Annotated in this window: 28 protein-coding genes, 2 pseudogenes and 1 riboswitch; of the genes and pseudogenes, 18 read left to right on the forward strand and 12 right to left on the reverse strand. The window is 38.0% G+C overall.

Annotated features, from left to right (window positions below; translation table 11 throughout):
- The first annotated feature begins 76 nt into the window (after positions 1-76).
- The gene (locus BK584_RS18930; RefSeq protein ID WP_078394025.1) at positions 77-754 is read left to right on the forward strand and encodes a DUF421 domain-containing protein; all 678 of its coding nucleotides are present in this window, start codon (positions 77-79) and stop codon (positions 752-754) included.
- 16 nt (positions 755-770) lie between these two features.
- Here BK584_RS18930 and BK584_RS18935 read toward each other — a convergent pair whose 3' ends face one another.
- The 3 genes from BK584_RS18935 to BK584_RS18945 all read right to left on the reverse strand — a co-directional run bounded on the left by BK584_RS18935 (position 771) and on the right by BK584_RS18945 (position 2,013).
- Positions 771-1,292, reverse strand: a complete 522-nt coding sequence (locus tag BK584_RS18935) for a hypothetical protein (protein WP_078394026.1) — start codon at positions 1,290-1,292, stop codon at positions 771-773.
- A 77-nt stretch (positions 1,293-1,369) separates the two neighbouring features.
- On the reverse strand, positions 1,370-1,732 hold the full coding sequence (locus tag BK584_RS18940) for a metallophosphoesterase (protein ID WP_078394027.1): 363 nt from the start codon (positions 1,730-1,732) through the stop codon (positions 1,370-1,372).
- A 158-nt stretch (positions 1,733-1,890) separates the two neighbouring features.
- Positions 1,891-2,013, reverse strand: coding sequence for a YjcZ family sporulation protein (locus tag BK584_RS18945; RefSeq protein ID WP_139365711.1), 123 nt, complete (start codon positions 2,011-2,013; stop codon positions 1,891-1,893).
- Positions 2,014-2,183: 170 nt separating this feature from the next.
- Here BK584_RS18945 and BK584_RS18950 point away from each other — a divergent pair, with 170 nt between their 5' ends.
- Positions 2,184-2,594, forward strand: coding sequence for a sulfite exporter TauE/SafE family protein (locus BK584_RS18950; RefSeq protein WP_169871393.1), 411 nt, complete (start codon positions 2,184-2,186; stop codon positions 2,592-2,594).
- On the opposite strand, the gene BK584_RS18955 is transcribed toward BK584_RS18950, so the two are convergent.
- Positions 2,574-3,101: a GNAT family N-acetyltransferase gene (locus tag BK584_RS18955; protein WP_078394030.1), complete on the reverse strand. Its 528-nt coding sequence runs from the start codon at positions 3,099-3,101 to the stop codon at positions 2,574-2,576. The two genes, BK584_RS18950 and BK584_RS18955, sit on opposite strands and share 21 nt — an antisense overlap.
- A gap of 237 nt (positions 3,102-3,338) precedes the next feature.
- Between BK584_RS18955 and BK584_RS18960 the strand changes: the two genes are divergently transcribed.
- From BK584_RS18960 to BK584_RS18975, 4 genes and pseudogenes are all read left to right on the forward strand, one after another.
- Positions 3,339-3,644 (forward strand): ArsR/SmtB family transcription factor, encoded by a 306-nt coding sequence (locus tag BK584_RS18960; RefSeq protein ID WP_078394031.1) that lies wholly within the window; start codon positions 3,339-3,341, stop codon positions 3,642-3,644.
- A gap of 11 nt (positions 3,645-3,655) precedes the next feature.
- Positions 3,656-4,581, forward strand: a pseudogene (locus tag BK584_RS18965) (cation diffusion facilitator family transporter).
- 276 nt (positions 4,582-4,857) lie between these two features.
- A riboswitch (ZMP/ZTP riboswitch) is annotated at positions 4,858-4,937 on the forward strand.
- A gap of 57 nt (positions 4,938-4,994) precedes the next feature.
- On the forward strand, positions 4,995-5,837 hold the full coding sequence (locus BK584_RS18970) for a bifunctional 5,10-methylenetetrahydrofolate dehydrogenase/5,10-methenyltetrahydrofolate cyclohydrolase (protein WP_078394032.1): 843 nt from the start codon (positions 4,995-4,997) through the stop codon (positions 5,835-5,837).
- 160 nt (positions 5,838-5,997) lie between these two features.
- Positions 5,998-6,867: an aminoglycoside 6-adenylyltransferase gene (locus tag BK584_RS18975; RefSeq protein ID WP_078394033.1), complete on the forward strand. Its 870-nt coding sequence runs from the start codon at positions 5,998-6,000 to the stop codon at positions 6,865-6,867.
- A gap of 46 nt (positions 6,868-6,913) precedes the next feature.
- Here BK584_RS18975 and BK584_RS18980 read toward each other — a convergent pair whose 3' ends face one another.
- Complete coding sequence (locus BK584_RS18980) at positions 6,914-7,513, reverse strand: superoxide dismutase family protein (protein WP_078394034.1); 600 nt, start codon at positions 7,511-7,513, stop codon at positions 6,914-6,916.
- A gap of 81 nt (positions 7,514-7,594) precedes the next feature.
- Positions 7,595-7,947: pseudogene (locus BK584_RS25630) on the reverse strand (acyl-CoA thioester hydrolase/BAAT C-terminal domain-containing protein).
- Between the two features lie 360 nt (positions 7,948-8,307).
- Between BK584_RS25630 and ileS the strand changes: the two are divergent.
- On the forward strand, positions 8,308-11,388 hold the full coding sequence (ileS, locus tag BK584_RS18995; protein WP_078394037.1) for an isoleucine--tRNA ligase: 3,081 nt from the start codon (positions 8,308-8,310) through the stop codon (positions 11,386-11,388).
- Positions 11,389-11,436: 48 nt separating this feature from the next.
- Here the strand turns inward: ileS and BK584_RS19000 are convergent, their stop codons facing one another.
- From BK584_RS19000 to BK584_RS19010, 3 genes are all read right to left on the reverse strand, one after another.
- Entirely contained in the window at positions 11,437-11,751 is a 315-nt protein-coding gene (locus BK584_RS19000) for a hypothetical protein (protein ID WP_180320516.1), read from the reverse strand.
- 119 nt (positions 11,752-11,870) lie between these two features.
- Positions 11,871-12,182 (reverse strand): hypothetical protein, encoded by a 312-nt coding sequence (locus BK584_RS19005; RefSeq protein WP_180320517.1) that lies wholly within the window; start codon positions 12,180-12,182, stop codon positions 11,871-11,873.
- A gap of 64 nt (positions 12,183-12,246) precedes the next feature.
- A complete protein-coding gene (locus tag BK584_RS19010) occupies positions 12,247-12,513 on the reverse strand; it encodes a hypothetical protein (RefSeq protein WP_078394038.1) in 267 nt (88 codons plus the stop codon).
- 301 nt (positions 12,514-12,814) lie between these two features.
- Here BK584_RS19010 and BK584_RS19015 point away from each other — a divergent pair, with 301 nt between their 5' ends.
- From BK584_RS19015 to BK584_RS19060, 10 genes are all read left to right on the forward strand, one after another.
- Positions 12,815-13,111 carry a lmo0954 family membrane protein gene (locus tag BK584_RS19015; RefSeq protein WP_078394039.1) on the forward strand — a complete coding sequence of 99 codons (297 nt, stop codon included), beginning with the start codon at positions 12,815-12,817 and terminating at the stop codon, positions 13,109-13,111.
- Positions 13,112-13,132: 21 nt separating this feature from the next.
- Positions 13,133-13,774, forward strand: a complete 642-nt coding sequence (locus tag BK584_RS19020; protein WP_078394040.1) for a PspA/IM30 family protein — start codon at positions 13,133-13,135, stop codon at positions 13,772-13,774.
- A gap of 60 nt (positions 13,775-13,834) precedes the next feature.
- On the forward strand, positions 13,835-14,554 hold the full coding sequence (liaF, locus tag BK584_RS19025) for a cell wall-active antibiotics response protein LiaF (protein ID WP_078394041.1): 720 nt from the start codon (positions 13,835-13,837) through the stop codon (positions 14,552-14,554).
- Positions 14,551-15,600 carry a sensor histidine kinase gene (locus tag BK584_RS19030; RefSeq protein WP_078394042.1) on the forward strand — a complete coding sequence of 350 codons (1,050 nt, stop codon included), beginning with the start codon at positions 14,551-14,553 and terminating at the stop codon, positions 15,598-15,600. Before liaF ends, BK584_RS19030 begins: the two co-directional genes overlap by 4 nt.
- Positions 15,593-16,222, forward strand: a complete 630-nt coding sequence (locus BK584_RS19035; RefSeq protein ID WP_078394043.1) for a response regulator — start codon at positions 15,593-15,595, stop codon at positions 16,220-16,222. The genes BK584_RS19030 and BK584_RS19035 overlap by 8 nt, the downstream gene beginning before the upstream one ends.
- Positions 16,223-16,352: 130 nt before the next feature.
- A complete protein-coding gene (locus BK584_RS19040) occupies positions 16,353-17,138 on the forward strand; it encodes a GNAT family N-acetyltransferase (protein ID WP_078394044.1) in 786 nt (261 codons plus the stop codon).
- A gap of 386 nt (positions 17,139-17,524) precedes the next feature.
- Complete coding sequence (locus tag BK584_RS19045) at positions 17,525-19,216, forward strand: hypothetical protein (protein WP_078394045.1); 1,692 nt, start codon at positions 17,525-17,527, stop codon at positions 19,214-19,216.
- A 403-nt stretch (positions 19,217-19,619) separates the two neighbouring features.
- A complete protein-coding gene (locus tag BK584_RS19050; RefSeq protein WP_078394046.1) occupies positions 19,620-20,423 on the forward strand; it encodes an ABC transporter permease in 804 nt (267 codons plus the stop codon).
- Positions 20,424-20,437: 14 nt separating this feature from the next.
- Complete coding sequence (locus tag BK584_RS19055; protein ID WP_078394047.1) at positions 20,438-21,496, forward strand: ABC transporter ATP-binding protein; 1,059 nt, start codon at positions 20,438-20,440, stop codon at positions 21,494-21,496.
- 325 nt (positions 21,497-21,821) lie between these two features.
- Entirely contained in the window at positions 21,822-22,883 is a 1,062-nt protein-coding gene (locus BK584_RS19060) for a M20/M25/M40 family metallo-hydrolase (RefSeq protein ID WP_078394048.1), read from the forward strand.
- Positions 22,884-22,895: 12 nt separating this feature from the next.
- On the opposite strand, the gene BK584_RS19065 is transcribed toward BK584_RS19060, so the two are convergent.
- From BK584_RS19065 to BK584_RS19075, 3 genes are read right to left on the reverse strand one after another with little or no spacing between them, the layout of a single operon-like run.
- Positions 22,896-23,669 (reverse strand): hypothetical protein, encoded by a 774-nt coding sequence (locus BK584_RS19065; protein ID WP_078394049.1) that lies wholly within the window; start codon positions 23,667-23,669, stop codon positions 22,896-22,898.
- Positions 23,669-24,088, reverse strand: coding sequence for a permease prefix domain 1-containing protein (locus BK584_RS19070; RefSeq protein ID WP_078394050.1), 420 nt, complete (start codon positions 24,086-24,088; stop codon positions 23,669-23,671). The genes BK584_RS19065 and BK584_RS19070 overlap by 1 nt, the downstream gene beginning before the upstream one ends.
- The gene (locus tag BK584_RS19075) at positions 24,085-24,414 is read right to left on the reverse strand and encodes a PadR family transcriptional regulator (RefSeq protein WP_078395745.1); all 330 of its coding nucleotides are present in this window, start codon (positions 24,412-24,414) and stop codon (positions 24,085-24,087) included. The genes BK584_RS19070 and BK584_RS19075 overlap by 4 nt, the downstream gene beginning before the upstream one ends.
- A 377-nt stretch (positions 24,415-24,791) precedes the next feature.
- Here BK584_RS19075 and BK584_RS19080 point away from each other — a divergent pair, with 377 nt between their 5' ends.
- On the forward strand, positions 24,792-25,796 hold the full coding sequence (locus BK584_RS19080) for a substrate-binding domain-containing protein (protein WP_078394051.1): 1,005 nt from the start codon (positions 24,792-24,794) through the stop codon (positions 25,794-25,796).
- The last annotated feature ends 9 nt before the right edge of the window (positions 25,797-25,805 follow it).

A 25,805-nucleotide genomic window follows, 5' to 3' on the forward strand; every position in this document is an offset into this window, starting at 1 on the left:
TATAAATGGATTTTCTTGTTTTAAATGGCTTCCTTTTGACCAAGCTAAATGAGAGAACGTAATTAGGAGGATACTCTTGGCTAACTTACTCCAAACAACAGTTGAGTTAACAATAGGACTTTTTGCATTGCTTATACTCACTAAGGTAATGGGTAAAACATCATTTGCACAAATCACACCATTTGATTTTATTTCTGCCTTAATTTTAGGTGAGCTTGTAGGAAACGCGATTTATGATAATGAAACTCGAATTGGGACTATTCTATTTTCCATATGTATTTGGGGGCTGCTCCTTTATATTATCGAATGGTCAACACAGAAATTCCGTAAAACGAGGAAATTCTTTGAAGGAAATCCATCAATTATTATCCAAAATGGGCATCTTAATCGTAAGGAAATGAAACGGAATAAACTTGATATGAACCAATTACAACATTTATTAAGGCAGAAAGATGCGTTTTCTGTACGGGAAGTCGCCTTTGCGATTCTAGAAACGGATGGAACAGTAAGCGTAATGAAAAAGCAAAAATATGATAAACCAACTTATGAAGATATGAAGATTAAAGATAAACCTGTTTATTTACCAGTAACGTTTATAAATGACGGCATCGTTGATTGGGAAAACGTAAAAAAAGCAGGACTTGATGAGCAGTGGATGAAAAAGCAGCTAATTGAGCACCGAATTGATCATTATCGTGAAATCTTTTACTTAGAGTGGAAGTATGATGAAGGTGTGTATATTGAGAAAATGTGAGGAGAACAATTACTCCTCACATTTTTTTATGTGTTTCTTTTGGAATCCAGCCAAATTCTCCATTTTGTTTTACTAAATCATATCCGTTACAACTCGAATCCATCATATAAACAAATTCACCTTCGACAACATCAAGCAAGGTTGTACTAACATCATTAACACAATAAGTACGTCCATTTTCTTGGCATATGTATTCATTCTTTACCCATTGAATTGTTCCTAGACCTATGTTTTTACAACGTGTAAAGTAGGTAGATCGCTCATGTATTTCTAGTGCATAATGAGGCCATACAATCATGCCGAGTCGTTGTCCCCCACTAAGAAATGGTTTTGTAATTAGTCTTTTTTCTGATAAGCAATCAACATAAGAAGTCGTATAAGTATCTGTTTCAATCGTAAGTGCATTTAATTGACCACTCTGTTTTAATTGATTGCCACCATCAATGCAAATAATCCGCTTGTCTGTATCAATAATTGGGTTATTATGACTTTGGGTTGTATGCGTGTAGTTGCTGATGGGCCAATGTCCAACAATCACAATCTTGTCTGCTTGGTGTTTTTTTTCATAAAAAGATGAAATGGATATAGCATCACTGACACTAGTCTCACGCCAGTTTAGTTGATCGGTAAGCCCTGCATGAACAATAATATGCTCCTCTGTTTCGTATGCGTGGGGGAGAGAAGATAACCAGTTGAGTTCGTCACTGTAGTGAGTAAATAGAAAGTGGAGAGTTCATCAATCGAAGGGAAATAATTAAGGCTGACACCTTGTTCTCGAAGCATTTCATTAAAAATTGAATTTGGTTGTTTTTCTAAGTAAGGGATGAGATTCCATAGATCACCGTTTATAAAGAGGAAATCGTTTTTCCGATAATCAATTTCTCGTAACAAGCGTTTAAATTGATTTAATTCACCATGGATATCAGAAATGACATGGGTACGTTGACCGTTAATTGGAATAAACATAGTAGTAAGCATTCGCATCTCCTTTCCTAATAAGGTTAGATTATTGTAATTATTCGTTTTTAACTATAGCATAGGTTTAAGATGGCTGGTTACAAAAGACAAGAGGCACCTAGCAAGGTTCGCTCGCTAGGTGCCACAGTTTGTTTTAATAATGAACGAAAAAGATTTTTTTAGTAACCGTAACCGCCACCTACATAAGAAGCTCCGATGATGATAAGCAAAATGAATAGAACAACAACTAATGCAAATCCACCGCCAGCTCCATAACCGCCTGCTCCACCTGCGTAAGACATTTGGCATGCCCCCTTCCTGCGTTTCTCCATAACAAGGTATGCAGCTACCTAGAAAAAGGTTTGTATTTTTTTCGAGAAATTAAAGTTGAGGATGTTTCATTTCTAATCAACATAGCTACAGCCTGATTAGAAATGGTAAAATGAAGAGTGTTTCTGAAAGGGGACGAAAGGTGACTTTGTTCTTTTTTATCTGCATTGTACTAGCAGCATCTATTTTGCAAACTAGTACAGGGTTTGGATTCTCAATTATTGCCACACCTTTATTATTATTACTATTTGCACCGGAAACAGCTATCCAATTAAATTTGGTCTTATCCATTATGATATCACTTGCCTTGGTTTTTAAACTGTTTGCTGATATCAATCTTACTATTGTAAAACGATTAGTTTTAGGAAGTCTAATGGGCGCACCGATTGGGGTTGCGTTTTTAACATTGGTTGCTGCTGATGTACTAAAAATCGTAGTTGGTCTATTATTAATTGGTGTTACCGGTGTCCTTATCAAGCAACTAACATTAAGGCAATCGTCAAAGCGAGATGGGGTTGTTGGTTTTTCTCGATTATGTATATTCTTTCTTTAATAATCCCATTTGAACGATATCTTGCCATTTGCCTTGCCTGTATAATGCTTCTCTACTCGATCCTTCATGCTTAAAACCTAGCTTTTCGTAAAGCCGAATGGCTTTATGATTAGCGGAAAATACTCTTAGAAAAACACGATGTAAATTTAATTCTAAAAAAGCATAGTTAAGAAGTAATGTGAATGCTTCTGTCCCGTATCCTTTACCCCAACTGTTCTTATCGCCAATATCAATGATACATTCCGCGTTACGGTTTTTCATATCGATATGAATAAGTGATGTAAGACCAATCGGTTGATTGGTCTCTTTTTCTTCAATGATATAGCTTTTTGACGTTTCGGTACTAAGAATAACTGATTCAACAAACAGTTTAGTTTCTTCGTATGTATACAGGTCAAGAGCAGGGCTCGTTGAATACATGACATCAATGTCATTACGCCATGTATGGTAGACTCGAATATCTTCATCACTCATCTTGCGCAAGCGTAATCTGTCAGAAACAAACATAGAGAACCTCCTAAGGAATAAATGATTAGTGATAGTTTACCATATTCAAAAAGTATAATTGGTAAGAAGCAAAATGATTTGCTGTAACACGTTTAAAGTTGGAACCTCCCATATTCTATAAAAGAATAAACCTGCATGCCGTTTTTAAAACATGACGGTTTTTTGTTATGAAAACTTGTGTTTGAACACTAAATATTGTAATATGAGCATATAATCATATATAAGGGGAGTGCTGCCATGATGGAGAACTATTTTGATCTTGATGAAGAGACGTTGTTTATTGTATCGCAAACATTTAAAGCGCTAAGTGATCCAACGCGGATTCGAATTCTTCACTTATTAGCAGAGAAAGAGTGCGCGGTTGGCGAAATTGTTGATGAGTTATCGCTTGGGCAATCAACGGTGTCCCACCAGCTACGATTCTTAAAAAATTTAAGACTTGTAAAATCACGTAGAGTTGGTACATCGATGTATTATTCTCCGGAAGATGAACATGTGATGGCTCTTTTGGAAACAACAATTAAACATGCGAAGCACGATTAGGAGGGAGTATTATGGGAAAATTACATGATGATCACGATCATCATCATGGTCCCGGTCACAGTCATATACACACGAATAATAAAAAAGTGTTATTGATTTCGTTTCTTTTAATCACAGTCTTTATGCTAGTTGAGTTTGTTGGTGGATTATTGACGCAAAGTCTGGCATTGCTTGCTGATGCAGGTCACATGTTAAGTGATGCAATTGCGCTTGGACTTGCTTTATTCGCATTTAAATTTGGTGAGAGAGCGGCGAGTTCCTCGAAGACATTTGGCTACAAACGGTTTGAAATATTAGCCGCTTTCTTAAATGGATTAACCTTAATTGGTATATCGCTTTTTATTATTTGGGAAGCAATTAATCGGCTAGCCAATCCACCCGAAGTTGCAAGTATTGGTATGCTAACAATCGCAACAGTGGGGTTACTTGTTAATATGTTCGTTGCTTGGATCTTAATGAGAGGTTCTGATGTGAAAGGAAACTTGAATATGCGAGGTGCCTTTCTCCACGTGTTAGGTGATTTGCTTGGTCAGTTGGTGCCATTGTCGCAGGTTTGCTCATTTTCTTCTTTGGTTGGGCGATTGCCGATCCAATAGCAAGCATGCTCGTGGCTATTTTAATCCTTGTGAGTGGTTACAGAGTAACAAAAGACTCGGTTCATGTATTAATGGAAGGGAACCCTGAAACAATTCAAGTGAATGAAGTAAGGAGGAAGTTTCAAGAATTACCGGGAGTGCTTCAAATTCATGACCTTCACTTGTGGTCAATTACATCTGACTTTCCAGCATTATCAGCGCATTTGGTTGTATCTGAAGAAACCAAACGTGATCAGTTGTTAAAAGAAGCAAAGGATTTATTAGAAAAAACCTTTCATATTGAACACTCTACGCTACAACTTGAAGGTGAAACGGTGCAATGCAGAAATGGCTGTAATTAAAAAAAGGAAACAAACGAACAGTGGGGAGCGATTAATAAATCGGGTCCTGCTGTTTATTATTCGAGTGGCTCTGACTTGAGATTATGATTAGCATTCTTATTTTTATCGGATTGTTTACAGAAGAACATGGATAAAAGAGAAATGGATGCACATCCTAAAATGTGAATTTACAAAAATGGCGGACAAATTGATTATTTCTACTCTTTTTTGTTCGGATATAGAGGATGAGATGTGCAAATAAAAGAGTATATGTGGTAAAATAAACACGAAAACGTAAAGAACCTATGTGACTGGCGCAAAATGTGGATAACCACGAGGGAGCATAGGAACAAATGCCGTGCGCCTGGGCAGAGGGAAGATGGCTTATGTGACGTCTTGCCTTTTAAACGTTCAAATAAGAGAGGGTGGTTTGAATGAAGGAGCCCATGATTTTAGACGGACAGGAAGTATCAAAAAGCATAAAAGAACAATTAGCTCTACAAGTTGAGACGTTAAAAGAAAAAGGCGTAACTCCGTGTCTGGCGACAATTCTTGTTGGTGAAGATCCTGCATCGGCTACGTATGTACGCATGAAAGGAAACGCTTGTAGACGACTCGGTATTGAGTCGAAGAAAATTGAATTGCCGATAGATACGACAACTGAGCAGTTGCTAAAAACGATTCGCGAGCTAAATGAAGATAAAGCAATACATGGTATATTGCTGCAGCATCCTGTACCAGAACAAATTGATGAACGTGCAGCATTTGATGAAATTGCAATCGAGAAAGACGTAGACGGTGTGACAACACTCGGCTTTGCTCAGAATGCGTTTGGATTCGCTAACTATCCATCGTGTACACCAGCGGCAATCATGGCTATATTAGATCATTATGATCTTCCGATTGAAGGAAAGCATGCAGTTGTAGTTGGACGAAGCCCTATCCTTGGAAAACCTGTTTCACAAATGTTATTAAACAGAAATGCTACAGTCACAACATGCCATTCGCGTACTTCAAATCTTAGTGAGCATGTAAAGCAGGCAGATATTGTTGTTGCTGCTGTTGGAAAACCTGAATTTATCCAAGGTGATTGGATTAAAGCAGGGGCTGTCGTACTTGACGCTGGTTATAATAAAGGGAATATTGGTGACTGTGAGTATAATGGGTGTGCCGAACGTGCGTCTGCCATTACTCCAGTTCCAGGCGGGGTTGGTCCAGTTACCATTTCAATGTTGTTAAAACATACGGTTGAATCAGCAGAACGTTCTGCGCAATAAGGAATAAAACGTTCCATCTATCCACGGATAGATGGATTTTTTTTAATGGCAGGAAATGAAACAAACGTAACGTATTACTTAACAGTAAGCATTTAGTAAAAGATTGGGGAGTTTAATTTTCTTTTAGTCACAGCTAAGCATGATAAGGAGTGAGAAAACAGTGCGTACTGAAAAAGAAATGATGGCATTGATCTTAGAAGTGGCAAAGCAAGATAAACGTGTGCGTGCTGTTGGATTAAATGGTTCAAGGACAAATCCTAATGCTAAAAAAGACCCTTTTCAAGATTACGATGTGGTGTTTGTTGTAAAAGACATGGACCCATTTATAAAAAATGAACATTGGATTGATGTGTTTGGGGAACGAATGATCATGCAAACACCAGAAGATATGGACTTATTTCCACCAAGCCTTGGAGGGCGTTTTTCGTATTTAATGTTGTTCAAAGATGGGAATCGTATCGATCTTACACTTGTTCCGATTGAAGAGCGAGACCAATGGAATGGGGGCGAACGATTAGCTGTTGTTTTGTTAGATAAAGATGGAGATTTACCAAAATTACCACAACCAACAGATCAAGATTATTGGGCGAAACAGCCAACTTACGCACTCTTTTCCGATTGCTGCAATGAATTTTGGTGGGTAGCTACTTATGTTGCTAAAGGTCTATGGCGTGGCGAACTAATTTATGCAATAGATCATCTTTCGATTATGCGTACAATGCTCTTGCAAATGCTTGAATGGCAAGTTGGTGAGAAGACTAATTATAAAGTAAGTATTGGAAAGAGCGGCAAATATTTAGAAAGGTACATAAGAAAGGAAGACTGGGAAAAATTAGTAGAAACGTATTCTAAACTTGATAAAAAAGGGATATGGAGTGCTTTCTTTGTAGCGACTGATTTATTTGATGATATAGCTATTTCCGTAGCAAAGATTTTAGAGCTTGAATACCCATTCCCTTATGTAAACAAAGTGCGCGCATATATAGAACATGTATGTAAATTGCCCCAAGAGGCAAAAGAAATCTATTAATGAAAAGAAAGACTGTCCGGTATCATGCGGACAGTCTTTTGTTTTTCTAAGATGCTTCCACAACACCACAAGCAATTCGATCACCAGCATCACCGGTTGTAGCCGTTTCTTCGTCTGGTCCACTTGTCTCTTGTTCATCTGACGTATAGCGATCCGGGATATGACCGAAATTATCTGGATCTTCATGAATCATTACAGAGGTCGTTTCAATAAGGTCCTCTGTCGAAAAAGCATCTGTAGTAAACGAGAGTTGAGCTGTGCCGTCTTCAATTACAAATAATGAAGGCATATCACCAGTATGAGAGCCGTGTTCATCATCATCGCTATGATAATGACCGCCTGCAGATTCAAAAGGATCTTCTTCTTCGTTTACTTCACACATGCTTTCTTCATGAAGATGAAAGCCATGATAGCCAGGGGAAAGTCCTTCAACCGTCGCAGAGACTCTTGTAAGGTTACCTTCCTCATAAAAATGCACTTCCCCAACGGAGTCACCATTCGTGTCATTCATTTGGGCAACAGCTGAGGGTTGTCCGATGGTACTGTCGGCGTTTTCTTCGAGAGGTGCTTCAATTTCCCCGCTGTCCCCACATGCAGTGAGAAGGGCGGATGCTGCACAAAGCCCTAAGACGTTCCGCATTCTCATTTTAATCACCTTTCTAATTTTGGCTTCTACTAGCCTATTTCACAAAAGGATAGATTTAAAACCTATTTTACATTGGGAAAATTAATGCGGGAGAGATGTAATCTCTTGTTTTGTACAGTTATCTAAAAAGGTGAGGACGTGTGGCCAATTGTCAGATGCAGCTTGAGCGTTGGTATTTTTTGAACCTCCTAAATCCATAATCATCCCACCACCAATTTGCATTTGAACATTTGCAGGCATACCTGGTAGAGCGTAAGGGAAGGAAAGAAAATGGCCAGCTTTTGGGTAGTATAGGTGTTTTTTTGCACAGTTGTTTTGTGCAATCGTTTCTCTGTCATTCGAGCATAATCAGCAGCTGGCCACATCTGATCTTCCTCGCCTGCAATCGTCATAAGCGGCACATTAATCTTTTCGACTGGTATACGGGCTAGCATTAAAGCAATATTTGACAAATCAGTCTTAACGAGATATGATTAAGCACAATTTCATAGTAATTCAATGACGAGAACGAGTAGTTTCTTATCCTTATCCCCAGAGAGTTGGCGTCTTGCTGAAAAGCCAATGATAAGACCGGAATGAAAATCCTCTCCGAGAAGCAAAGCTGAACAGTGGTTTTAAGCTTTGACGGCATTCTACCGATATCTTGAACGCGTATGATTGTACGTAGTGAAAATTTATGAGTAAAGCGATTCCCGTGGCATTCGTCTCGGCAGTTGATATAGCGTTACATAAACTCGGTCCCTACGTAAATGGATCGGGTTTTTTTATATTAATCAAGAATGAGGTGAGCTTTAATGACAAAAGAAACCGTATACGAAAGAGAACTTCGCATTCGTAAGAAGTGGGATGCAGACGATACATTTAAGCGCTCTGTGGAAAATCGAAATGGAAAAGAGCATTATGTTTTTTACGAAGGCCCTCCGACGGCGAATGGAATGCCGCACGCAGGTCATGCGCTTGGTAGAACAATGAAAGATTTTGTAGCTCGTTATAAAACGATGTCTGGTTATCAGGTTTTACGTAAAGCAGGATGGGATACACATGGATTGCCAGTCGAGTTGGAAGTGGAAAAGCAATTAAATATCCGTGGAAAAGATGAAATTGAAGCGTATGGAATTGAGAATTTCATTGAGAAATGTAAACAAAGCGTATTTGCGTATGAGCATGAGTGGAAGCAATTTACCGAAGCGCTTGGTTATTGGGTTGATATGGACCATCCATACGTCACTCTTCGTAATCCATATATTGAATCCGTCTGGAATATCCTCTCTAGTATTCATGAGAAAGGCTATTTGTATAAGGGACATCGAGTTGTTCCATACTGTCCTCACTGTGAAACATCGTTAAGTTCCCATGAAGTTGCCCAGGGTTATAAAGATGTTACTGACTTATCGGCAACAGCTAAATTTCAATTGGTGGATACAGAAAACGAATATTTGCTTGGCTGGACAACAACACCATGGACATTACCAGGAAATGTAGCAATTGCTGTTAATCCAGAACTTATTTATGTAAAAGCGAAACAAAGTGACGCTGTATATGTTGTGGCTGAATCGCTTGCTACGACTGTTTTAGGAGAAGAATGTGAAATTCTAGAAAAAGTAAAAGGTAGTGAACTTATTGGTCTTTCATACAAAGCTCCTTTTGAATATGTAGAAGTGGATAAAGGGCACCAAGTAATTGCTGCTGACTTTGTAACTGATACAAGTGGAACAGGACTTGTCCATCTTGCGCCTGCATACGGGGAAGACGATTATCATGCTGTAAAAGACAATGGATTTGATTTTATAAATGTTGTGAACACAAAAGGGCAATATGTAAATGCTGTAACACCACTTGCTGGAAAGTTTGTTAAAGATAGCGATGTGGATATTATTAAAATGCTTGCAGCAAGGGGCCTATTGTTTTCAAAACAAAAATACGAACATAGTTATCCCCACTGCTGGCGCTGTGACAGTCCGCTCTTGTATTATGCAATGGAAGGTTGGTTCATCCGGACCACGGCCGTAAAGGAACAGATGCAAGCAAATAACAAGGAAGTCGAGTGGTTTCCTGGCCATATGAAGGATGGTCGCTTTGGTAATTTCCTCGATCAAATGGTGGATTGGAATATAGGAAGAAATCGCTATTGGGGCACTCCTCTTAATGTATGGACGTGCCAAGAATGTGAGAAGGAGAAATCCCCGCGTTCGATTAGCGAGTTACGAGAGTGGGCAATAGATGAAGTACCGGATGATATAGAGCTTCACAAGCCATATGTGGATGCCATTCAGTTTTCATGTACTTGTGGAGGGACAATGAATCGAACAAGTGAAGTGATCGACGTCTGGTTTGATAGTGGATCAATGCCATTTGCCCAGTATCATTTCCCGTTTGAAAATAAAGCACTGGCAGAGCAACAATTCCCTGCGGATGTCGTTATTGAAGGGGTTGACCAAACAAGAGGTTGGTTTTACAGTTTGCTAGCTGTATCCACACTCTTTACAGGCAAGGCTCCATATAAACGGGTTTTATCCCTTGGGCATATTTTAGATGAGCATGGGCGCAAAATGTCTAAAAGTAAAGGGAATGCGTTAAGTCCCACAGAGCTAATTGAAGAATTTGGTGCTGACTCTCTTAGGTGGGCGCTACTTGCTGATAGTGCACCATGGAATAATAAGCGCTTCTCAAAACAGACAGTGAGTCAAACAAAATCTAAAGTAATTGATACTTTGTCAAATGCACATTCGTTTTATTCGATGTATGCACGAATCGATGGTTTTGAACCCGACCGAGATTTCCAAGTAGCAGAAGTCACAATGGATCGATGGGTATTATCTCGGCTGCATACTGTAGTTAAAGAAGTAAAAGAAGCATTAGATGCATATGATGTTACGAGAGGGGCTCGGACACTTGCTCTCTTTCTTGATGAACTCAGCAATTGGTATATTCGTAGATCACGACAACGTTTTTGGGCAAGTGGGATGACCAGTGATAAAAAGGCTGCTTTTAGTACCCTATATACGGTCCTCACAAAAACGGCACAACTAATGGCACCCTTTGCACCATTTGCAACAGAAGATCTTTACTCAGACCTTACTGGAAGAAGTGTTCATTTAACTGATTTTCCTACCGTTGATGAGTCGATGATTGATGAAGTACTTGAATCAAAGATGGAAACTGTGCTTTCTATTGTAGAACAAGCTCGTTCAATTCGAAATACTGTGGGGATTAAAACGAAACAGCCTTTAAGTCGACTAGTGGCAATCGCAAACGCAAACGCAGAGGCTCTGGATCTCAAAGAATATGCGTATATCATTCAAGAGGAAACGAATGTAAAAGAAATCAGTTTTCAAACTGAATGTAATGAAGGCTTGGAGTTAGAATTGAAATTGAATTTCCAAGCAGCTGGACCTAAGCTAGGGAAAGCACTTGGTGAAGTGAAGCAGAAGCTAGAGCAGACAAGTCAGGAAGAGAGGTTGTCTTATTTAGAAACAGGAACGTTTTCGATCACTTTGTCATCAGGTGAGAAAACGATACTCACAAAAGAAGAGCTTCTTTCAGAGTGGAAGGCGAAAGCTGGATTTGCTGTTTCTGATGGGCCGGTGTTTACGGTTCTTATAGATACAACGTTAACGGATGAATTAAAAGACGAAGGCATTATGCGAGAGCTCATCCGTGCGGTGCAAACGTATCGAAAAGAACTCAACCTTCCAGTAGAACAGAGAATTAAACTGTATCTTGATGGTGGCGAAGTGTTTAATCGCTTGATTCAATCATTCGAGGGACTCTTGCAAAAGAGTCTTGTGTTGGATTCATTAAATATTGGAGATGGATCAAATCTAAAAAGAATTCAAGTGGAAGACTATGAAGTAAGCATTGCTATAGGTGAATAATAAAGAAACGAGCTTCTGCATTTCTCGCAGAAGCTCGTTTTATTTCTATTATACTTCTACCGCAACGATGTCGTCACAGCAGATCGTAGTAATTCGAACTTTGTGTTTCTTACATTTACACTCATCATGTTTTTCGTGACATTCAGCTTTAGCGATTTCAACAACATTTCTTTTTACATTCACAAAACTACCTTTGACGAAATCTCCGCCTTTTAAAATAACTTTAACGTCTTCACCACGAGAGATGTGTTTAAAGAAGCTATCACAATCACAATCTGAAGAGTAGTGTTTGTTGTTATTATTATTACTATAGTTGTAAGAGTTGTCACACCCACAACCGTAAGAATCTTTTCCCCAACTCATGTTTGTTTCCTCCTTTCTTTTATATGATTTATACTATGAAACAAACCTCTCACCCGTATAGGCAAGCTTACTGAGTGATCTGAATCAATTATTTAGCAATTTGAAAACTTGTTTAAATACTAAACTTCTACCGCTGTAATGTCGTCACAGCAAATGGTAATAATTCTTGTTTTTTTACAATGTGAATGACAGTCCGCGTTTGCTAAGTTAACGACGTTGCCACGTACATCAACGAATTCGCCTTCAACACGACCGCCGCCTTTTAAGAAAACTTTAACGTCTTCGCCACGAGAGATGTGTTTAAAGAAAGTATCGCAATCACACTCTGATGATTTATTGTTATTGTTGTTGTAATTGTTGTAATTATTGTAATTGTTGTAAGAATAATTACGCTCACAACCGTAAGAATAAGAATCTCTTCCCCGACCCATAATTTCACTCCTATAAACTGTTTTTTATTTCTCGGGGCTCTAGGAAACTAAAGCCATTGTGTTTTTACACTTCTACAGCAGTGATATCATCACAACAAATAGCAATGATTCTCACTTTTTTACAATGTGAATGACAGTCAGCTTTTGCTAGGTTAACGATGTTACCACGTACATCTACGAACTCGCCTTCCACGCATCCACCGCCTTTTAAGAAGACTTTTACATCTTCTCCGCGGGAGATGTGTTTGAAGAAAGTATCGCAATCGCAGTTTTTTGATCCAGAATTACCGTATGAGTAATCAGAGTAACTTCCACCGTATCCATAACCCATTTTATTGACCCCCTTTCTCGTTGCTATGCTATTACTGTATGTACAAGGATTAGAGATGCGTAGGCTGAAAGAGTGGTGCATACGCTCGTTTTTCTATGATTGATCAAAACGCTGATAATTCATGCCCTTTTTGTTACTACTAATGAGTGAATTCTAACTAGAGAATCATTATAGACGGAACGATTAAAAGGTTATCAGTCGGAGGTCGTAGATGAAATTCGATCTGTAGCTCGTTTCTTGAAAATCAACAAAATCATACAATAAACATGTAAACAAAAGACAATTAAGGAGGTGAAGCATAATGTCAAAGAAAACATGGCTAATTGTTGGTGCAATTGTACTCGGGCTTATTGTCGTCTCATCACTTGGTGCAATGATTGGATTAGCTGCGGGAGCGTTGCTTAGTTATTTCGGCTGGCGCCAAGCGGCGTTAAGTGAGCACGTGATGATGAAAGTCCTTTGGTGGGTGATCCTACTCATTGGTGTTTGCCTAGCAATTGGAAGTTTGCCTGGAATTATTGGACTTGGGGCTCTTTACTTGCTTGTAAAGCTTTATGAACGTTGGAAAGAAAACAAAGACTACACGTACGATATGTAAATAAAGAAATGAGGGAATGAGATGTCTATATTCAAACAGATTAAAGACCAAGTAACAGCGGACATTGAGTCCATATTAGAAAAGAATGAGAAACCTTTTGGTCAACATGAAACAAAGTATGAAGTAGAATCAAAGAAATTGGATAAGCAGATGAAACAATGGAAACAGTCGATTGAAAAACAACGAAAGTTGGAACACTACTTTTATAAAGAGTGGCAAGATTCAGCACAAATGGCGGAAAAACGTCAAAAACAACTGGAAATTGCACAAGAGGCAGACGCAGACGAGTTAATTGAACAAGCAAGCAATGAGCTTGCAGGTTATGAAGAGCTTGCTAGAGAGTATGAGGAATCTTACAACGAACAAAAAGAACGAGTGAAAAAATTGGAAACGCGTGGCCAAGAATTGCAATTTCTCCGCAAAAAAATTCGCCGGATGCAATTGAATGTGATTGCTCGAGAAGAGGAAAGCAAGCTTGAGAAAGGCGCGGCGAAGTGGACCTATTATTCAGAGGAAAATGGAGTATTAGAAGAAGAGATCGAAGAAGAAGCTCAAGTTAGTCAAAAAGAAGAACATACAGGTGATTTTGACACCCGTATTGCTGAATTAAAGAAAGAAATTGACAATAAACGTAAAGACGAAGGAAAAGAACCTATAGTATAATGATAAGCGGGCTCGTCTAAAAAGGCGGCGCCTGCTTTTAGCGAAAGGAGGGGCAAGGGAATGAAAAGAAACCGGACAGATATAGCAGCATACATTTTCTTTGCCTTGCTCGCTGCTACCTTTCTGGAGTTGTTGTTAGCGGTAGGGCCATTTATTGTGATGGTTGGTTCCGCAGCGATGATTTATTATGGTCTAAAACGGATGGATCGTAAAAAAGGGAAATGGCTTTTTTACTCTGGGCTTGTGTTTTTTATATTAGCTCTTTTGTCTTCAACCTTTTTTATGCTCACTTTGTTTGGCTCGTTGTTTTATTCCATGTACTTATTTTGGGAAAAAGCCCGAAAACCTCATGTTTTTAATGTAACAATTGATGACGATGCCCTTTCAGAGAAGGCAACTTTTCGAAAAGCCTTCTTTTTCCGAAACATCATTTTTGGCGATCAGCGGGCTGAAGAACAAGTATTTTCTAGTGACAATATTAATATCCAGACAGGTATTGGTACAACAAATATTCACTTTGAAAATACTGTCCTGCCAAAAGGCGACACAGTTGTCATTATTCGTGGTTTTATTGGCCGCATTCAATTATATGTACCGTATGATGCAGGTGTTTCAGTGGAACACTCGACTTTTTTTGGTCATTCAGATGTGTTTGATCAGGAAAAAACAGGTTTTAATCAGAATATAATCGTTACAAATAACCAGTATGAAGATGCTCCTAGGAGATTACGGATTTATACGTCCCTTGTGGCTGGAGATATAGAGGTGATGTATCGATGAAAGCAATGCGATCAATAGGGTTAGTTACCTTTTTATTATTAGCTGTACCTATAAGTCTTTTTGCTTGGTATCTTGTTAATCAAGGCCTGGTTGAGTGGGATTTCTTTATTGGAGTAGAACCCATTTTCTATAATATTCCAATTGTGGTTTGGTTGTTTGCATGGTTTTTCTTTATTTCTGTACTTATTTATTTCATTGCCGCTTCTAATTGGAAGCGTGGTGTAAAGGTTTTTCGACGGGCGTTGCAAAAATTAAATGAAGGACATTTAAAAGCTGGGAAAAAGGAAGCTGAAGAGTTAACGTCAGATTTTAAAGAAGCAACTGCATTGATTGTCGATATGGAAGAGAGAATGAATAAACAAGCGGATCGCTCACAAAAGCTAATGGATCAATGGGCTGAAAAGGAAAGTCAATTAAAAAATGAGCTTGTTTTTCAAGAGAGGAATCGAATCGCTAGGGAGCTACATGATTCGGTATCTCAGCAGCTCTACGCAGCATCCATGTTATTATCGGCTGCGGTTAATCAAAAAAATGCGGACATAGATGGATTACGGAATCGCTGCGAACAAATTGAGAAAGTAGTAAATGACGCACAAAATGATATGCGTGCGTTACTTTTACAATTGCGACCCATTCAGCTTGAGGATCAAACGTTTAAAGAAGGGATCGAACAGTTAGTCGAAAGTCTAGCCGAAAAACACCCCATTACTTTTTCCGTCCGAATTGAAGATTCACCACTTTCTGCCGGGATTGAAGATCAGCTATTCAGGATCGCCCAGGAAGCAATTGCCAATACTCTTCGCCATGCAGAAGCAAGGGAGATTAGTTTATACTACGCGCGGCTTCATAATTTTGCAGTCTTAAAAGTAACAGATGATGGTATTGGTTTTGAGCGCAAAGAACAATCAGGTGGTTATGGACTAAATGGAATTGAAGAACGAGCGGAGGAAATTGGGGCAACAGCGCGTATTGTTAGTGTTCCTGGTCAAGGAACAAGTGTGGAAATCAAAGTGCCAATTGTGAAAGGAGAACAGCCCAATGATTAATGTGTTGATTGTTGATGATCATGAAACGGTAAGGATGGGGGTTTCTGCTTTTCTATCTACACAAGATGATTTAGTTGTTGTTGGTGAAGCAAGGAATGGATTAGAAGGTGTTGAAAAAGCATTTGAATTAAAACCAGATGTTATCGTGATGGATTTGGTTATGGATGGAATGGATGGTATTGAAGCTACAAGAACAATTAAATCAAAATGGAAAGAGGCAAGAATTGTTGTTGTAACAAGTTTTCTTGACAATGATAAGCTTCGTCCGGCCTTAGAGGCGGGGGCTGTAAGCTATGTGTTGAAAACGTCAAGTGCCATGCAAATCGCTGATGCGATTCGAAAAACCCATGCAGGTGAGTCGGTGCTTGACGCAAAAGTACAAGGGCAAATGATTTCCGCATTTACGGCTAATGTCCCATTACATAATGCGTTAACGAAGCGAGAATTAGAAATCTTAAAGTTAATGTCATTAGGAAAGACGAACCAACAAATTGGCGATACGTTATATATAACAATTAAAACAGTCAAAACACATGTGAGTCACATCCTAGCAAAACTAGAAGTAGAGGATCGAACACAGGCAGTCATTTATGCGCTAAACGAAAAGTTATTTACGAATTAAATGCTAGATTTAACAAAGGACTGAATAAGAACTGCCAATCAGGTAGTTGAATTTAGTTCTTTTTATTTTTATAGCTAGTAATTCTAAGAAGATTTTAGTAAACTAATCGAAATATTAAGGAGGGATAAATGTGATTAGGCAACTAAGTGCAAATGATCAAGAGATTTGTCTTCAACTAGTAAAACAGAAACCCGCGGAGAACTTGTTCATTATCGGCGATATTGAAGCTTTTGGAATGGAAACAGATTTCCAAAGGGTGTGGGGAGATTTTAATGAGCAAAATGAATTGATTGCTGTCTTATTAAAGTACCAAGAGAATTACATACCGTACGCAAATTCGTTATTTGATTCAGTTGGTTTTGCAGAAATCATGAACAATGACCCTTCTTTTAAAGCGATGTCTGGATTAAAAACGGTTACAGAACAAATCGAGCCACATTTGCGGCCATTCCGATCAAAGCGTGAAACATACTATGCGAAAGGGAGTTCATTAAAGGGGCTTAAAGTGAACACAGATGTTACTGAAATAGCCACTGTTGCTGATGCTCAAAACTTACTTGCTTTTTTGAAGGAAATACCAGAGTTTAAACACTCGGTTCCGCAAACGGTCGAAAAAAAACAACGTGATATAGAAAGTGGCTTCTCACGCGCAGTTTTGGTTAAATCAAATGGGGAAATTGTTGCAAGCGCCTCCACAACTGCAGAAAATTCAGCTTCTGCAATGATCGTGGGCGTAGCGACTCTAGAAGCATATAAGCATAACGGCTATGCAACGGCCTGTGTATATAGACTCTGTTCTGACTTGCATCTAGAAGGAAAAGAACCGTGTTTGTTTTATGATAATCCCGCTGCCGGTGCTATTTATAAGAGAATTGGATTTGAAGATATTGGTTTGTGGATGATGTATGGGTATTAAATGATTAGAATAGGTCATGTTAGAACTTACTTGTCAGCTTAATCATACTCAGTCAAAAAGAGGGTGTCTAATGTCCTGATTTTTGTTATAATAAATTGCTGTTTTTATCATTTTATGAACGGATTGATTTTGTTTTATTGCATGTTGCTTTTAATGATCGTAAAAAAAGGTTGAATGAACGTATACTTTTCAGACAGGAAAAGCTAAATATCCATTGTTAATTAATAGCGGGATTACTACCTATTTGTCTTTTAAGTATTCTTATTTAGGGACATGTTCTGTCACATATTTAAATGTGAGTGGAAGTAAACCAAGGAGACAAAATGTGTTCATAAAATGATAGAACGGTTTATTAGAAATAAGGGAGAAGGAGTGTAATTAATAGCGTGAGTAAATTAAGGAGCGTAGGTGGACGACTGGATAAAGTCAATGCGCTGGAAGATCAGAAAAAATGGGAAGAGGCACTTATTATTTATAATAACTTATTTGCCGACTACTCTACGCATGCAAAGGAGTTTTCTTCAAGAGCACACCGCTTACTCTTAAAAAGGAAATTTAAAGCAGCTGTCCAAACCTCAGTTATTGGAGGTACAATTTACCCAGCTGATTTTTTACTAAGACTTCAGCGAACAACTTTCTATTTTATAGGATTAAAATGGGGAAAGTTATTGGACGTATGGCGGGAAAAAGATCATTATCATGAGAAGCATATAAATCTTATTCTTGCCAGGTTTGAGTGCTTAAAGCAATTAGGTAAAGAAAAGGACGCGGAAGAGGCTTTAATTTCGGGGCATCACTTATATCCTAAAAATCCAAAACTAAATTTAGTAGTAGGTAAACATTTTTTTGTGAAAGAACAATGGGATCGAGTTCCTTCCTTTTATAAAAAGGCTATGGAGTATGGTCAAATACTAAAGACTAAGGAATATGTTGAATTAGCTACTGCTGAATTAAACAAAGGGAATGTTGAGGGTGCAAATGAGGCAGTACTCTCGGGTTTAACTTTGTACCAAAATGATAAAGATTTATTATTGATGGCAATTGAATTTGCTAAAGAAAAACAGGAATGGAAAGATGTTATTGAACAATGTTCAAAGGCAGAGTCGGTGCTGCAAGGAGAAACGAAATATAACGAAGTGCTTCTAACGAGGTCCATTGCTCTGCAATTCTCTGGTAAGCACAGAGAAGCGAAAGATTGCTTTAATCTGTTTATGAAAAATAATCAAGCTGGAAACGAAAGGCATAAAAAATTCATACTGTTTGATAATGGAGAGAGTCGAATTGAGTTCTATAAACATTTAGGTGAAACAAATGCCATCATACTTACATTTGATTCAATTAATTTAACTTGGCGCAATGATCCATTTGGCTATAAATTATTGGCGAAGCAAAATATTGACATCTTATCACTTAGGCGCCGAAAAGTGGAACTATGTCATCAAGATCTTACAGCAGATAATTATTACAAAATGGTGGGAAAACTCGTAAGCGGTTACGAGAAAAAGTTCGCTTATGGATTTAGTTTAGGGGGATATACATCTCTTTATTACGCTTCAGCTTTGAAATGTGACATTTTGTCCCTTTCACCAAGGCTATCTGCACATCCGATTTTCGGCAAAGGGAAATACCCGAAAGAACTTTTTACCCATGGTCTAAACTTTCCATACAATGAAGAAATATCTCCTGTAATCATTTATGATCCTAAAGATAGACGAGATAATCGTTTTATAGAAGAAAATATAAAACCGGCATTTCCACATGCACGATACATAAAAACGGATTATTCAGGACATGCTACTGCTCCTTACTTGTTAAAGATTGGTATGCTGAAAACGTATGTTTACTGCCTGCTTGATGGAACAGATTATCCTAGTTTGAAGAGAGAAAACAATTATCTTTCTCCTAATTATCTTCGTATCTTAGCCTCCCATTGCTATAGAAGAGGAAAACTAAAATGGGCAAATGTGTTAGTTGAAAGGGCTCTTGCCATTGATCCTAACAACAAACATGGACTAAAATTAAGAGAGAATATTCAAGAAAAAATAAAGCATGAAAACAAAGTGCTTTTACCTGTTTAGCAAAAGTAGTTATTAGAAAGAATAAGTAAAATAAAGTTTATATATATTAAAGCTATATTAGATTCGTTTTATGTACAAATAGAACTTAATAATGTTTCAAAAAGCACCCGACTTTGGGTGCTTTTCTAATTGCTATAAAAGTGATATCTTTCACTAAAATGTCCTTGATCAAAATGGCGAAACGCGTTAGTTAGTGATATGATATAAAAGATGTAATGGACATTTCTTGGCACCTTAAAATTTGGGGAACTCATATGTCTAATGAGTTTAACCCAAGTGTTATGCCTAATAATGTTGAGAGTTATTATGATTGGATATTGAATTTCAGTGTAAATTATTTAGAAGGAACTCCTCATCATTAAACATTACAAGTAAGAATTTATCTCATCAAGGAGTACAAGCTATGAAAGCCGTGTTACAACTGCTTAGAGAGCAGTACGAGAACAAGCACTTGATTTTTCGGCTTGCTGCGTTTGAACAACGAAGCAAGTTTCAGCTGCATTATTTAGGCGCGCTATGGCAATTATTTAGCCCGCTAATGCAAGTAATCGTCTTTTTTGTGATTTTTGGTTTAGGCATTCGTTCAGGAGCTCCTGTTGGAGACACACCTTTTTTTGTCTGGTTGCTATGTGGGTTAATTCCCTGGTTTTTTATCAGCCCAACTGTATTACAAGGTTCAAATAGCATTCATCAAAAAATAAAAATGGTATCGAAGATGAAATTTCCAGTCAGTGTGCTGCCTTCGATTGTGATAGTCGGAAATTCAATTAGTTTTTTTGTTATGCTCGGGGTTCTTTGTATCGTATTAGCAATTTACTCCATATTTTCCGGCGTTTATTTGTTGCAGTTACCGTATTATATGCTTTGTATGTATGCATTTCTGTACGTATTTGCTTTATTCAGTGCGACGATAGCAACTGTTGTACGTGATTATTACCAGTTATTGCAAGCAGGGATGCGGATGTTGTTTTTTCTTAGCCCAATCATTTGGGTACCTAGTTCTATGCCAGAGTATTTACAACCAATCTTGCAATTGAATCCGTTGTACTATATTTTAAATGGGTTCCGTGATTCATTTATTGGTGGAGCCTGGTTTTATGAAGATATCCCATATATGATCTATTTTTGGGCAGGAATTCTATTGCTTAGCTTTATAGGAGCTTACGTATTTAATAAGTTTAAAAATAGCTTCGTGGATTATCTATAAAAGGGAGCTTGAATATGAACCCTAAAATTAAATTAACAGGCGTATCGAAAAAGTATACGCTCTACCATAATAACGTGGAAAAACTAAAAGCCATGTTTTTGCCGAAAACAAGAGAAGAAAATCGAGATTTCTATGCTCTGAAAGATATTTCTTTGGAAATTTTTGAGGGAGAAACAATTGGAATTGTCGGTATTAATGGATCAGGAAAATCAACGATATCCAATGTATTATCAAGCGTTATCCCTCCAACAGAAGGAGAAATCGACATCCAAGGCGAGACATCATTGATTGCCATAAATGTTGGTTTGAACAATAACTTAAACGGCTACGATAATATTGAACAAAAATGTTTAATGCATGGCTTCGATCAAACGAAGATCGAAGAGCTTATGCCATTAATTGAAGAGTTTGCTGATATAGGTGATTTTATCGATCAGCCGGTGAAAAATTATTCATCGGGTATGAAATCAAGATTAGGGTTTGCAATATCAGCTCACACAAACCCGGATATCATGATAGTTGATGAAGCATTATCAGTGGGCGACAAAACGTTTTATCAAAAATGTAAAGATAAAATTACGGAATTCAAAGCACAGAACAAAACAATCATTTTTATTAGCCACAATGTTGGGGAGATAAAAAACCTATCTGACCGTGTGCTTTGGCTTCATAATGGCGAAGTACGGGCTTTTGGAGAAAAAGAAAAAATCGTAAAAGAGTACGAGGATTACATTAAATGGTTTAATAAACTTTCACATCAAGATAAGCAAGCCCATAAAGAAGACTTAAAAGAAAAAAGATCACTTGCGCCAGATAAGCAAAATAGTGAAGGTAAGAAATACAAAGTGAAGAAAGATTCAAAAAGCGTTAAACAAGCTTCTTTGTTTTTTATTCAGCTTGCTGTATACAGCGCGATCTTCTTGACAGCCACTTATTATATCGCTGTTCCTTCGTTAATAGAGGCATTTAGTAACGAAAGCGATATGGAAGTAGAAGAGGAAGATGGTTCAGCACATGTGGAGATGAAGGAAGATGACGGCCTTGATCATTATGAGTTAAACATAAGATTTTAGCAATGTGAAATTGATACTCTTTCCTTATAGTAAGCAATTCTCTTAATGGGAATTGCTTCTTTTTATGTCTACAGCGTGGTACGCTTTTTTTAGTCATTCACATGGTGGTGATAAACATGAAAATAGTGAATGAGTTTAAAGAGTGAGTGGTACAGTAAGATGAGAACAGAGATTAGTTGTCGTTTTAATAGTGGTTTCCTTGCAAAAAAAGTGATCAATGAGAGTCAAAACTTGCGAGGGTCAATCAGATTTTTATCCATAAAGAGTTCTATCGGAAAAGGATTGAGAAGTATTAAATAAGTTTATTGTAAAGGTGGTTTATTGGATGATAAATGATACATTCTTAATGGATTTGCTTAAGATCCCTTCCCCTTCAGGACATGAAGCGGAAATACAGAAGAAATGGCTCCAATATGTAGAACCATTTGCTGATAATTTATCTGTAGATTATTCAGGAAATGCAATAGCCACACTAAATCCTGATGCACCGTTTAAGGTTCTTTTAGCGGGCCATTGCGATGAGATCGGTTTCTTAATCAAATCAATTGATGAAAATGGTTACCTCTATGTTGAAAAGCTTGGGGGAATTAGCCATAAACCAGCGCTTGGCATGGAAGTTCAAGTACTGGGTCATGGAGGAACAATTCATGGTGTCTTTGGGACAAATGCAGAACATCATGGGGGGGCAGATGATAAATTCTCGATTGATGATCTTTTTATCGATTGTGGGGCAAGTTCAGCTCAGGGAATAAAGGAATATGTTCGGGTTGGTGATCCTGCTGTTTATCAGGTGGAACCAAAAAGATTAATGGATAAACGCTTTAGTGCCAGGGGTCTTGATAATAGGACAGGCGCTTTTATTGTTGCAGAGGTATTGAAACGTTTACATAAAAAAAGGCTGGATGTTGGTGTGTATGCTGTAAGTACAGTGAATGAAGAAACGAATATGGGAGGTGCTTATTTCGCAGGCGCTGGACTACAACCAGAACTGGCCATTGCGCTTGATGTGACGTTTGCCACTGATTATCCAGCAGTTAGTGCCCGCAAACATGGAGACATCAAAGTTGGTGGAGGCCCGGTTCTAGCAAAGGGTGCTCCAATTAATCTAAAAGCAAATGCACTGTTAGAGAAAGCGGCGAAAAGGTTAAAGATGGCTATCCAGTATGAACTAACACCTCGCACTACGGGCACGGATGCGGATCGAATTCGTTTAACTGGAAAAGGGGTTCCAATAGCACTTGTTTCGTTGCCACTTCGCTATATGCATGCACCACGTGAAGTTGTGTCGTTAATAGATGTGCAACAAGAAATTGAATTATTGGTTGATTTTATCCAGAACCTAAGTGGAACAGAAAACTTACGTCCGGTCGTTTGGCCATTAAGGTAAAGAAAGCTGCTTTTATTGAGCAGCTTTCTTTTTATAGTAAAAAAAGTACATGGATAGTGGCCACCAAAGGATGGCGAAAATCGGATAAACCGCCCAAACGGTATGAGGAGAAGTTAAAACGTTGATCGTAATAAAAAACAAGGAAAAAAGCACTGTGGCAATAATGGAAAAAGCAAATGGTTTTGGTCCAAATTTGATTGATAATGGCCACCAAAGAACGGCAAAGATTGGGTAAAGTGACCAAGGTGTTTCTGGTGTTGTTAGTACATTAAGTACAATCAAAAAAGTTGACAAGAGTGTTGTTCCAAGAATTGAGAATAAGAAATGCTTCTTTGCATAAGTAACTGATAAGGGCCACCAAAGTACAGCAAAAGTAGGGAAAATCGCCCAAGGAAACCCGGGTTCCATATACATATTTAATATGGTGTAGTATGCAATGATCGATAAGGCCGCTACCGTAGCAAAAAAGGGCTTGGTAGCAGTTCTTCCAGCGATTGCAGATAATGGCCACCAGATGATAGGAAACCAAGCGTACATGAACCAAAAGTAATTAGGTGATTCGATCATATTAATGATAAACAATATCGCAATAATGGCACCAGACATTGTCAGTGAGTATAAAATGTAGCCACCTTTTTTGTTCAAAAGAAGCGATAAAGGACCAAGCAATAAAAATAAAGTAGGGTAAAGAGCCCACCACTCACTAGGAGTGGTTAGAAAATTAATTAGTAAAAGGATGACTATTAATACGAGGGTGAATGGAAAGGCATGATACTCTACTTTCATTACGCGTTTCCTTTTTTTCGACGCCAGTAAAAAAACATCGATAATGGCCACCATAAAATGGCGAAGGTCGGATAAACAAACCATATTGTATCAGGTGTGTAGTAAATATTAATAAAAAGAAAAAGACCGATAACGAGTGCGCTACCCCATAATGAATACCAAAGATTTAAGCGCAAATTTGTTGCTGATGAAGGGTGAATATGATTTGGTTGAGGTGAAAATTCCGCTTTAATCTCATCAATGTCACCAAAGTCAACAATTGCTTTATTGATTGCATCTTCTTCCTTTTTGCCTGCTGTTATTAAGTCTTGGACTTTTTCTTCTAGATTTTCAATTATTTCTTCTTTTATCGATTCGGTTTGACGTGATTGAGGCACGTTACGAAACAAATGGTTTACATGCGATTCGATCGTTTTCATTCGCTGATCTCCCCCAAAAAAATTTCAAGTATCGTTTTTAGTTCCTGCCATTCAGAAGCCGTGGTATGCAAATATGCTTTTCCTTGTGTTGTAATCGTATAGTATTTCCTTTTACCTCCATGTGAACGTTCCCCATAAAAAGAGCTAATGAATGCCTTTTTCTCTAAGCGTTGAAAAACGGCATAAAGTGTACCTTCTTTAATTTCAAACATGCCATTGGTACGAATTCCAATTTCTTTTGAAATTTCATAGCCATAACTATCTTTTTCAGCAATTAAGCTTAAGATAATGGAGTCGACATGACCTCTTAAAATGTCACTGCGAATATGAGTCACCTCCGACTAAAAAGTACTCTATCTGCATGAGTACTATCTGATAGAGTAATCATATCTTCAATTACTCTATCTGTCAAAGTAATTTTCGAAAAAGACTTAGATGCGGTATCATTTATAATTAAATCGATGTATTGGGCCTTATAACAATAAGCTATGTACTAGAAATAAATGAAGCATCTTCGCTTGTTAAGAAGAGAATGGTTAGAAAAAGAGAAAACTAAATGAATAGAGAAAATAGAATTTTAGGAATACGATTATCTCTATTGAAAAAGCGCTTACACCTAAACTATAATGCAAGTAGATAAACCGATTTAGTAAACGTTTTTTTATATTCTAAATCGGTTTAGTATGTATGTGGAGGAGTAACGATGGCTGGAATAACAATGTTGGATGTGGCGAAAAAAGCGGGGGTTTCAAAAAGTACAGTATCGCAATATTTAAATAAACGTTACAACTATATGAGCGGAGATACAAAAGAGCGAATCTCCTCTGCAATTAAAGAGCTAGGTTATAGTCCAAATGGGGTAGCAAGGAGCTTACGCCAGAAGAAGACCCAAACGATAGGCGTTATTGTCGCCAATATCCTACATGCATTTTCTACAGAGGTGATTCGAGCGATAGAAGACACATGCCATAAACATGACGTCCATGTCATTGTTTGTAATGCTGACGATGATCCAGAAAAAGAAAAACGCTATGTAGAAATGTTACGAGCTAAGCAAGTAGATGGCATGATTGTACTACCGACAAGTGCGAATGCGGAACTGTTTAATGAATTGATTGAACAAGCGTACCCGCTCGTGTTTTTAGATCGAATCCTTGCCGATGTACCAGTTAATACAGTCTTATCAGATAATGAGAAAACGGTTCGACTTGCTGTAGATGCATTGGTCGAAAGAAATTATAAAAGGATAGGAATGATTCTTCCTCCTATTTCAGAAGATATTACCCCACGTTTGGAACGAAAGGTGGCTTTTGAAAAAGCACTAACAGAATTATGTCTTGAAGAAAATGGATCGCGGGTTGAAGCTGTGCCTATCACAGGGGTCAAACAAGCATTAATAGAGATGCTAACTCTTGAACAACCGATCGATGCGGTGATTGCAGGAAATGATTTAGTGTTGAATGAAGTGCTTCGCTTCGTAAATGAAAAGGAGATTAACATTCCGGAAAACCTTGCACTGATTGGGATTGATGAAGTTGATTTTGCTGAATTTTTAAATCCCCCATTAACAACGGTTGCTCAACCAACCTTTGCGATGGGACATAAGGCTGCAGAACTTCTTTTGTCTGAGATTAATAAAGGTGGCCTCAAGCAAAAAGCCGCAATTTACCGATTTGAACCAACACTAAACAGACGTAGTTCGTTTTAAGGAAAGGGG

Origin of the sequence: Shouchella patagoniensis, assembly GCF_002019705.1 — a bacterium.
Taxonomy (GTDB): domain Bacteria; phylum Bacillota; class Bacilli; order Bacillales; family Bacillaceae_D; genus Shouchella; species Shouchella patagoniensis.

What these genes read in the sequence shown, in the direction of transcription:
- BK584_RS18940 (WP_078394027.1), bottom strand. Translation starts at nt 1,732, where the DNA reads ATGCTTACTACTATGTTTATTCCAATTAACGGTCAACGTACCCATGTC.
- BK584_RS19020 (WP_078394040.1), top strand. Translation starts at nt 13,133, where the DNA reads ATGTCTATATTCAAACAGATTAAAGACCAAGTAACAGCGGACATTGAG.
- BK584_RS19065 (WP_078394049.1), bottom strand. Translation starts at nt 23,669, where the DNA reads ATGAAAGTAGAGTATCATGCCTTTCCATTCACCCTCGTATTAATAGTC.
- BK584_RS19070 (WP_078394050.1), bottom strand. Translation starts at nt 24,088, where the DNA reads ATGAAAACGATCGAATCGCATGTAAACCATTTGTTTCGTAACGTGCCT.
- BK584_RS18960 (WP_078394031.1), top strand. Translation starts at nt 3,339, where the DNA reads ATGATGGAGAACTATTTTGATCTTGATGAAGAGACGTTGTTTATTGTA.
- BK584_RS18980 (WP_078394034.1), bottom strand. Translation starts at nt 7,513, where the DNA reads ATGAGAATGCGGAACGTCTTAGGGCTTTGTGCAGCATCCGCCCTTCTC.
- ileS (WP_078394037.1), top strand. Translation starts at nt 8,308, where the DNA reads ATGACAAAAGAAACCGTATACGAAAGAGAACTTCGCATTCGTAAGAAG.
- BK584_RS19000 (WP_180320516.1), bottom strand. Translation starts at nt 11,751, where the DNA reads ATGAGTTGGGGAAAAGATTCTTACGGTTGTGGGTGTGACAACTCTTAC.
- liaF (WP_078394041.1), top strand. Translation starts at nt 13,835, where the DNA reads ATGAAAAGAAACCGGACAGATATAGCAGCATACATTTTCTTTGCCTTG.
- BK584_RS19050 (WP_078394046.1), top strand. Translation starts at nt 19,620, where the DNA reads ATGAAAGCCGTGTTACAACTGCTTAGAGAGCAGTACGAGAACAAGCAC.
- BK584_RS19005 (WP_180320517.1), bottom strand. Translation starts at nt 12,182, where the DNA reads ATGGGTCGGGGAAGAGATTCTTATTCTTACGGTTGTGAGCGTAATTAT.
- BK584_RS19010 (WP_078394038.1), bottom strand. Translation starts at nt 12,513, where the DNA reads ATGGGTTATGGATACGGTGGAAGTTACTCTGATTACTCATACGGTAAT.
- BK584_RS18955 (WP_078394030.1), bottom strand. Translation starts at nt 3,101, where the DNA reads ATGTTTGTTTCTGACAGATTACGCTTGCGCAAGATGAGTGATGAAGAT.
- BK584_RS19080 (WP_078394051.1), top strand. Translation starts at nt 24,792, where the DNA reads ATGGCTGGAATAACAATGTTGGATGTGGCGAAAAAAGCGGGGGTTTCA.
- BK584_RS19015 (WP_078394039.1), top strand. Translation starts at nt 12,815, where the DNA reads ATGTCAAAGAAAACATGGCTAATTGTTGGTGCAATTGTACTCGGGCTT.
- BK584_RS19035 (WP_078394043.1), top strand. Translation starts at nt 15,593, where the DNA reads ATGATTAATGTGTTGATTGTTGATGATCATGAAACGGTAAGGATGGGG.
- BK584_RS19060 (WP_078394048.1), top strand. Translation starts at nt 21,822, where the DNA reads ATGATAAATGATACATTCTTAATGGATTTGCTTAAGATCCCTTCCCCT.
- BK584_RS18970 (WP_078394032.1), top strand. Translation starts at nt 4,995, where the DNA reads ATGAAGGAGCCCATGATTTTAGACGGACAGGAAGTATCAAAAAGCATA.
- BK584_RS19030 (WP_078394042.1), top strand. Translation starts at nt 14,551, where the DNA reads ATGAAAGCAATGCGATCAATAGGGTTAGTTACCTTTTTATTATTAGCT.
- BK584_RS19055 (WP_078394047.1), top strand. Translation starts at nt 20,438, where the DNA reads ATGAACCCTAAAATTAAATTAACAGGCGTATCGAAAAAGTATACGCTC.
- BK584_RS18945 (WP_139365711.1), bottom strand. Translation starts at nt 2,013, where the DNA reads ATGTCTTACGCAGGTGGAGCAGGCGGTTATGGAGCTGGCGGTGGATTT.